A 7,290-nucleotide genomic window follows, 5' to 3' on the forward strand; every position below is an offset into this window, starting at 1 on the left:
CAGCAGGCACCGATCGCCTACGAACAGCAGCCAGCTACCCAGACACTCGCCGCATAACGACACGAACAGGTGTCCACTCCTCGGGGGCAAGGCCCGGCAATCTTGTCAGGACGTGTGAGCTGGACGCGCCAGCATCCAGCGGTGATGGGTGGCTTCATCCCCCATCGCTGATCGCCAGGCGACTTTGGGCGCCTGGGCTACGAGCTCGTCGATCCACCAGAACCTTTCAGGAAGGCGTTTTCTGTCTCAAGCTCAGGGATACGCCGGCCCTGCTCTTTGAGCCGTGCCCGTTCGCTCACAGCCAGCCCGGTGCCGACTGGCTCATGGCTTTTCAGGTGCTGCTTCGCCCAGCCGCGGAGCATTCGGGATTAATGCCGAGTTCCCGGCCAACTTCGGTCACGTTTTGGGACTCAGCGCAAGCCGGACAGCTCCTCACGAAACCCCGGCGAATATTTCGTCAGCGGCGCCATTACTTCCGCCAGGCAGAGTGCGGTTCCGTCCGGTCTACAGATCGATAAGGGCCCAGCGCCGGCGGCCGCCGTCCTTCCTGTCGGTGTCGGTGCCGCACGACGACACCACCGCATGCGCGGCCACCCGGTGCAGCAGCGTCTCGTCGGCGGCGCCCTGCCCCGGCTGGTGGGACAGAACAAGGATCAGGGCCTGCTGGTCCTGGTCGGCGAGGTGGACGCTGATCCGGGCCCCGCCGTCCTCGAGTGCCGCCTCCACTAGCGCGGTGGTCAACGTGCCCACCTGGGTATTGGCAGGCAGCTGGTAGCCCCAGGCGTCCAGCTTCCCAAGGACCTGGCGGGCCGCTTTTGGGCCAGCGGACTTCGCGGCCCAGGGCTGGGCGTCGAGGGTCCAGTTCGCAGCGCGCCGGTTCACGATCCGCGCGCGGAGCCGGGGCCGCGCCGCTCCCGCGGTGCCTGGACCAGCCGGGTACGGCAGGACAAGCGTGTCCGGGCGAGGGGTCTCCACCGGTTTCCTTGGCGGCGGCGGGGTCTTCGGCGGGTAGTCCGGCCGGTGCGGGCCGTTCTCGGCGTTCAGCGGTGATGTCACAGCAGCCTCCCCGGGAGCCCGGCGCAGCCCCGCTAGGGGCCCGTCCGCTCATCGTAGGGGGACAGTGGTGTCGGCGTACGAACTCAGCTGGCTCTGGCAAGATTTTCCTAGCCGGAGATCATCTCGGTGACACGATCGGCCGGTCCGGATACCGGGCAGCCTATGCCTGTGTTCTGTTGAACTGGCGGGCCTGTTACCGCAGTTGGCTAATGTGCTGGTGGTCTCGGCCGATGTCTCCGATGCTGTCGTGACGGTCCGTGCCCGCACGAGAACCGGTGTTCCAGCGGGATGTACCGGATGCGCGAGCCAAGCACGTGGATTGTCCGGTGCCTCGCCGACCTCATACCGGGAGGTCGGCCTCTGCGCATCGACTTGCCGTACGCCGCCTGTACTGCGAAAACCCGACTTGCCCGAAAGTGACCTTCGCCGAGCAGGTGCCAGGGCTGACCGCCGCACACTGCAGTTGCAGCGCCTGGTGGAGCCGTCGGTGTGATCCTGGTCGGCCTGGGCGGCGCCCGGATGCTGCGTGTCCTGAACGTCACGGTCGCGCGGTGCACGGTTTCTGTCTCAGCTGATGCGGGTGCCACTTCCGCCTCTGGGACACCCCGGGTGCTGGGGGTGGACGACTTCGCGCTCTACGGCGACACCTACGGCACCCTCCTCGTCGACGCCACCACCCGACTCCCGCTCACCCCCTGGGAAGGACATGACGCCGAACAGCTCGGACGCTGGCTTCGTGAACACCCGGGCGTCGGGGTGGCCTGCCGCGACGGCTCCCTCACCTACCGACAGGGCTCACCGCTGGCGCCCCGGAAACAGTGCAGCTCAGCGACCGCTTTCACCTGGCAGGGCCTTTCACACCGAGTTCAGGACATCGCCCTGCCCACCGCGGCTGCCTGCCCGCAGCCCTGCCATCGGTCAGCGAGGATGATCGCCCGCCGGCCGGGAAGACCACCGGGAACGCCGCGGCGGGCAGCGCCGGACCCCCAGAGTCTGTTCGCGGCGGTCCAAGCCCTAACCCGCACCGGCCGGAGCCACAGCTCCGTGGCCGCGAGCCCGGCCTGGACCGCCGCACCGTTGGCAAGTACGCCCGCGCTCACCCGCGAAGATCCCGCACGAGGATGGCCGTCGCACCCCTACGACGGGGCCTGCCCGTGGACGCGCCTCGCGAGCGACCGCCTTCCCCGCGTGAAGCCACCCGCTGGATCACCACCCATCCGGCCCGCCGCAGCCTGCACATCAACGGCCGGCTGCCCCCGGCTCCTCGATCATCGCCCTGAGCTCAGAACCGCCCACGACTTGGTCCGCCGGTTCGCCGGCATGCTCGAAAACCGCGACGCCACACTCCTCCCCGGCTGGCTCGACGACCTCGCGAGAGCGGACTGCCCCCTCTCGTCGGCCTCGCCGGAGCAAAAAAACCGGCAGGCTCTCGGCATGAGACGGAAGGCAGACTGCACGACTTAAAGATCTCGTTACCACGGCCTGCTGTAACACTGAGCCCTTCAACTGACCCGGGGGTGACGCCTCACAAAGGTCTGCGCAGGTCAGGAGGTGCTGCGCGCGTGGCCCAGCGCTCAAGCTGACCCCGGGTATTCACGCTGCGGCGGCCTGGAAGAAGTCGTTCGGGTTTCATCCGCTGGCCGCGTGGTGTGCGGACACCGGCGAGTGTCTGGCGGTGCTGCGAACACGGGGGCCGGCCACGTCCGGGTGCTGCGCGAGGCGCTCGCCCAGGTCCCCGGAGCCCCGACGGCGAAGGTCCTGGTGCGGGCCGGCGGCGCGGGCGCCACCCATGGCCTGCACGAACACCTGCGGGATCTGAACACCATGCGGCGCACGGTCCGCTTCACCACCGGCTGGACCATCACCGGCGAGGACGAGAAGGCCATCGCCCGTGTGCCTGAGGCAGCGTGTCAGACCTCGCTCAAGCAGGACGGCAGCCCCCAGGAAGGCTGCTTCGTGGCCGGGTTGGGCTGAACCGCCGGGAGGGCTGGCTCAAGGGGATGCGACTGACCGTCCGCCGGGTCAGGCCGTCCGGCCGGCAGATGAAGGACCTCACCGCGTTCGGGAAGAAGACCGGCTGGAAGTACTCGGTCACCGCCACCAGCATCAACAAAATGACCCGCATCCCCGGCTCCCACCAGATCCAGTGGCTCGACGCCTGCACCGCCACCACGCCGTCGTCGAGGACCACGTGCGAACGAACAAAACAATGGGGCTGCACAACCTGCCCGCCAAGTCCTGGACGATCAACAGCGCATGGATGCTGACCGCGAACCTCGCCGCCGGCCTGGACGCCTGGCTGAGACTGCTCACTCTCCACGATCAAGACGACCTGGCCGACGCCGAGCCCGACACCCATGCGCTTGCGCCTCTGCCACCTCCCGGCCCGCCTCGCGAAGCACGCCCGCCGCCACTGGCTGCGGACCGAACGCTCCTGGCCCTGGGCCGACGCGTTCGTCCTGGCCTGGCAGAGGCTCTACGCCCTTCCGGCAGTCACCTGACCACCGGCTCACGCCCCGGCGAGGACCAGGAAGGAGAACAACCCGCAACACTCCGGGCCCGTGGAACCCGGCGCCCCGCAGCGCCACGCGAAGACCCCGCCCGACACCCACGGGAACAAAACGGGGTGAACCCACCACCTCACGAAGCAGCGATCACCACTGAAGGATCGAGGCTGAAAAGGCTCACTCTTTACAGCAGTGAGGGAACGGTAAGAACAGGACATGTCGCGTGGGACAGACAGAAGTGACTTACCGAACGCCGGGGAAACAAGAGACGGCGGGATGCCGGAGCGCCGATTACCAACAGGTCGTCCTCTCGATTGGCGGTCCGGGTGAGCACTGGGCCAGCCGGTCCGAGAGGAGTCGCCATACTGAGCCGTACAGTCAGGTCTGGCGCCGACGCTGTGAGGAGGGCGCTCAGGCGACGCTGTGCTTGCTCCCGTTCTGTTGCGAGCGACTCCGGAACATGAACTGCGGCTTGCCATGCGAGTACGGCTAGCACCTCCGCCTCTCTGTGCAGTGCTTCCTTTAGTGCCAAGTGAAATGCTGCAAGGCTGCTCCGAGAACCGTTCAAACCGACAATGATGCGCTGGTAACGCCTTTGCATGGCATCTCTCCGGCTGTTGCTCACACGTGCAGGAGGTGCAGTCAGCGCCTCCACTGCTGATTCAATTTTCCACCTGAGTGCTCCGGATCCTCCAATCCACGTCTGGCGGGTCAACTTATTGCCAGGGTCGGCAGAGGCAGTGTGCGGACGGTCACCGCCGGCAAGCGCCCGGCTTCCTGTGCATCCGGCGATCAGGACCCCACATGCCGCACAGAATATTCCCAGCTCCCTCAAGATCCTTCAATCAGGACATTAGGGGCGAGGGGCGTACACGAAGAATGAATTAGATGCTTGCCCTGTCCAATTGGACGTTGTCTTTTTGTTTGTGTACGCATAATTGCCACCAGAGCCGGAGTCTCCGACGAATGAATAAGATCCACCCTTATCATCCGTGTAATCCAGCGCCACTGACTGTCCGCCATTGTCTGGCGATCCACCATTGGAAGAGCCGAGGATGAAAGTACCTCGAGAATGAGGTCCAATATGCATGGCATTCGCTACGTCGTAGCCCAGGTCAGTACGTCCTTCCTCGGTAATCCGGACGTTCGTCAGGGTGAGTGTGTTATCCGTCAGATTCATGATCCGGAAAACCGTCGGCAGGTATCCGTCATCAAAGGGGTCATGATTCATGGGCTCGATAGCGGCGGCAGGAGAAAGTTGGCGCTGATTTTCAGTGGCCTGGGCCATGTTTGGGCCGGAAAGTCCTCCAATGGCAAATGCAATACCGATCACGGCAGTAAGGGTTTTAATTTTTCTGGTGATCACAATGACTCCTGTTGGTAAGGAGGTGAAATATGGGGACTTAATCCAGCGGAATACGCAAGAGGAAGCTTTCGTGAAGAGCAGCGTTACCTCCACGTAACTGGCATAACCAGCCGGTAGCCATCGTGAAGCAGGACAGTCCCGCGGGTGAAGCGGACCAGCCGATCAGCTGACTCGCGCCCCCAACGGCCGGTGGGCCGAGAAGGACCTGCTCTCCATCGTCACCTGCCAGGTCGGCCTCGAGACCGTCGAGCCTGCACGGGCCACCGAAGAGCACAGCCTTCAGCCGGGCACCTCCGCTGGTCCAGCTTCGGCCTCGCCGACAATAAGGAAGAGCACTGATGGCCACCCCGGTCCGCACCATCACCGGCGCCCATGGCGATCCGCTGGCCGAGGCCATCGAGCTCACCAAGCGGCTCAAACTCCCGCACATCCGCCGGGCATCGACCGACCTGATCCCCGCCGCGAAGGCACAGAGGTGGGACGTGGCCGGGGTCGTCCGCGTTCTGCTGGCCGAGGAAGCCGTCGGCCGGGACGCCCGCAAACCTGCGGACCCGCCGCAAGCGGGCCGGGTTCCCCGCCGGGAAGACGTTTGGCGACTGGGACGGGACCGCCTCCTCCACATCCCGGCAGGTCCAGGATTCCCTCAAGACTCTCGAGTGGGTGTCGCGGAAGGAGAACCTCTGCATCTGCGGGCCGTCGGGGACCGGGAAGTCGCACTTCACCGAAGCGCTGGGGCAGACCGCGGTTGAGGCCGGGATGACGGTCGCCTGGTTCACCATCGAGGAGCTCGGAGCCCTCGCCCGCCACACCGGGCTGACGACTCTCTCGCCAGAATGTCCCGACTGATCCGCACCGGCCTGATCATCGTCGATGACATCGGGCTCCTGCCCGTCAGCCCGGACGCGGCCGAGGGCTTCTACCGCCTGGTCGATGCCGCCTGCGAACGACGGTCGCTGGCCGTCTCGAGCAACCTCCACCCGTCCGGATTCGACGAGATCATGCCCAAGACCCTGGCCACGGCCACGGTTGACCGGCTCCTCCACCACGCTCACGCCGTAGTCGCCCAGGGTGACAGCTTCCGGCTCACCCAGGCCACCTCCGGCCAGGGCCAGGGAGTGATGCCCTTGCGCTGACCAACCCGATCAGCGGTGGGGAGATATCTGGCCGCCGTTGGGGAACGAACGCACTGGCCGTTGACAGTGAGCATGGACAAGAAGAAGCCGCGTCCTCGCCGCTCGTTCACGCCGCATTTCAAGGCCGGGCCGGGATTGAGGATGTCGACGTCCTCCCGCAGCCTGCGGTTCTCCCGCCGCAGAAGCCGCCAGCTCCTCTCGTTCCCTGCTGGTCAGGCCGTTGCGTTCGCCCGCGTCGATCTGGGCCTGTCGGACCCAGTCCCGCACTGCGGTCTCCGGCAGGTCGAATCCTTGGCGGCCTGCCCGACCGAACGATCTCCACGCCAGCACAATTCGAACGATCTCAGCCTTGACTTTGGCGTGAACGAGCGGCGAGGACGCGGCTTCTTCTTTCCCCATGCTCTCCATGATGAACATCATCCTTGCGGGGCCGAAACCCCTGATCTCAGATGTCCGTCGAGGCGATGCAAGCGGCAGAAAATGCTCCGCTCGGCAGGGTCGGCTCGACCATCGTCCGCAACTCGGTGGAGCGGCGGCCGCCAGGACACCCCCAGGCCAGACTCCCCGGCACTACTGACTTCAGCGCTATGGGGTGACGGTTAGTGTTAGTACTGCAATCACAGTTAGGGGGTGTGTCCGCGTTGTTTGTAGTGACCGTTGCGGGCGCGTGTCTGGCTGAGTCTTCGCCAGAGTGACCAGTGTCAATGCTCCCGCAGAATTGAGCACGTTCTGCTCCTTGGGTTCTAACGCTTGTCGCAACACTCCTTGATCATGATGGGTGTGTTGATGGCGAGGCGGGGACGTAAGCGCAGGCTCGGTGTCGAGGCGGAGTACTGGCGACTGTTGCAGGCCGGGATGGGCACGGTCGACGCGTGCAGGCAGCTTGGGATAGGCAGGAAGACCGGCTATCGGTGGCGATCGGAGAATGGAGGGCTGCCGCCGGACAGGTTGCCCGAGTCGTCCCGGTCGGGCCGGTACCTGTCGCTGCTGGAACGCAAGAGGATAGCGACGCTGCGCGAGCGCGGCCTGGGCGTAAGGGAGATCGCCGAACGGTTGGGCAGGGCCCCGTCGACCGTCAGCCGCGAACTGGAGCGCAACACCCTGGCCCGCGGTCAGCACGCGTACGACGCCGGCCTGGCCCATCACCGCGCCCGGGAACGCGTCAAGCGGGCCCGCCCGGCGGAACTCAGACTCGATGCGGAACTCCGGGACGAGGTCCAGGCCAGGC

Annotated in this window: 6 protein-coding genes and 1 pseudogene; 4 read left to right on the forward strand and 3 right to left on the reverse strand. The window is 65.7% G+C overall.

Going from position 1 to position 7,290, the window contains the following annotated elements; genetic code table 11:
• Positions 1–504: 504 nt before the first annotated feature.
• Positions 505–1,056, reverse strand: a complete 552-nt coding sequence (locus tag AC07DW_RS32820) for a hypothetical protein (RefSeq protein WP_478861288.1) — start codon at positions 1,054–1,056, stop codon at positions 505–507.
• 1,665 nt (positions 1,057–2,721) lie between these two features.
• Here AC07DW_RS32820 and AC07DW_RS32825 point away from each other — a divergent pair.
• Positions 2,722–3,030 carry a hypothetical protein gene (locus AC07DW_RS32825; protein ID WP_478861289.1) on the forward strand — a complete coding sequence of 103 codons (309 nt, stop codon included), beginning with the start codon at positions 2,722–2,724 and terminating at the stop codon, positions 3,028–3,030.
• 383 nt (positions 3,031–3,413) lie between these two features.
• Positions 3,414–3,557: a hypothetical protein gene (locus AC07DW_RS32830; protein ID WP_478861290.1), complete on the forward strand. Its 144-nt coding sequence runs from the start codon at positions 3,414–3,416 to the stop codon at positions 3,555–3,557.
• A 190-nt stretch (positions 3,558–3,747) separates the two neighbouring features.
• Here the strand turns inward: AC07DW_RS32830 and AC07DW_RS32835 are convergent, their stop codons facing one another.
• On the reverse strand, positions 3,748–4,164 hold the full coding sequence (locus tag AC07DW_RS32835; protein ID WP_478861292.1) for a universal stress protein: 417 nt from the start codon (positions 4,162–4,164) through the stop codon (positions 3,748–3,750).
• 252 nt (positions 4,165–4,416) lie between these two features.
• Positions 4,417–5,022 carry a hypothetical protein gene (locus AC07DW_RS32840; protein ID WP_478861291.1) on the reverse strand — a complete coding sequence of 202 codons (606 nt, stop codon included), beginning with the start codon at positions 5,020–5,022 and terminating at the stop codon, positions 4,417–4,419.
• Positions 5,023–5,267: 245 nt separating this feature from the next.
• Between AC07DW_RS32840 and istB the strand changes: the two are divergent.
• Together istB and AC07DW_RS32850 are read left to right on the forward strand one after the other, a co-directional pair.
• A pseudogene (gene istB, locus AC07DW_RS32845) lies at positions 5,268–6,062 on the forward strand (IS21-like element helper ATPase IstB).
• An 855-nt stretch (positions 6,063–6,917) separates the two neighbouring features.
• Positions 6,918–7,290, forward strand: a 373-nt coding sequence (locus AC07DW_RS32850; protein WP_478861293.1) for a helix-turn-helix domain-containing protein, incomplete at its 3' end; no start/stop codon positions are given.

It is taken from the genome of Streptomyces sp. NPDC045701 (genome assembly GCF_056432045.1).

What these genes read in the sequence shown, in the direction of transcription:
- AC07DW_RS32835 (WP_478861292.1), bottom strand. Translation starts at nt 4,164, where the DNA reads ATGCAAAGGCGTTACCAGCGCATCATTGTCGGTTTGAACGGTTCTCGG.
- AC07DW_RS32830 (WP_478861290.1), top strand. Translation starts at nt 3,414, where the DNA reads ATGCGCTTGCGCCTCTGCCACCTCCCGGCCCGCCTCGCGAAGCACGCC.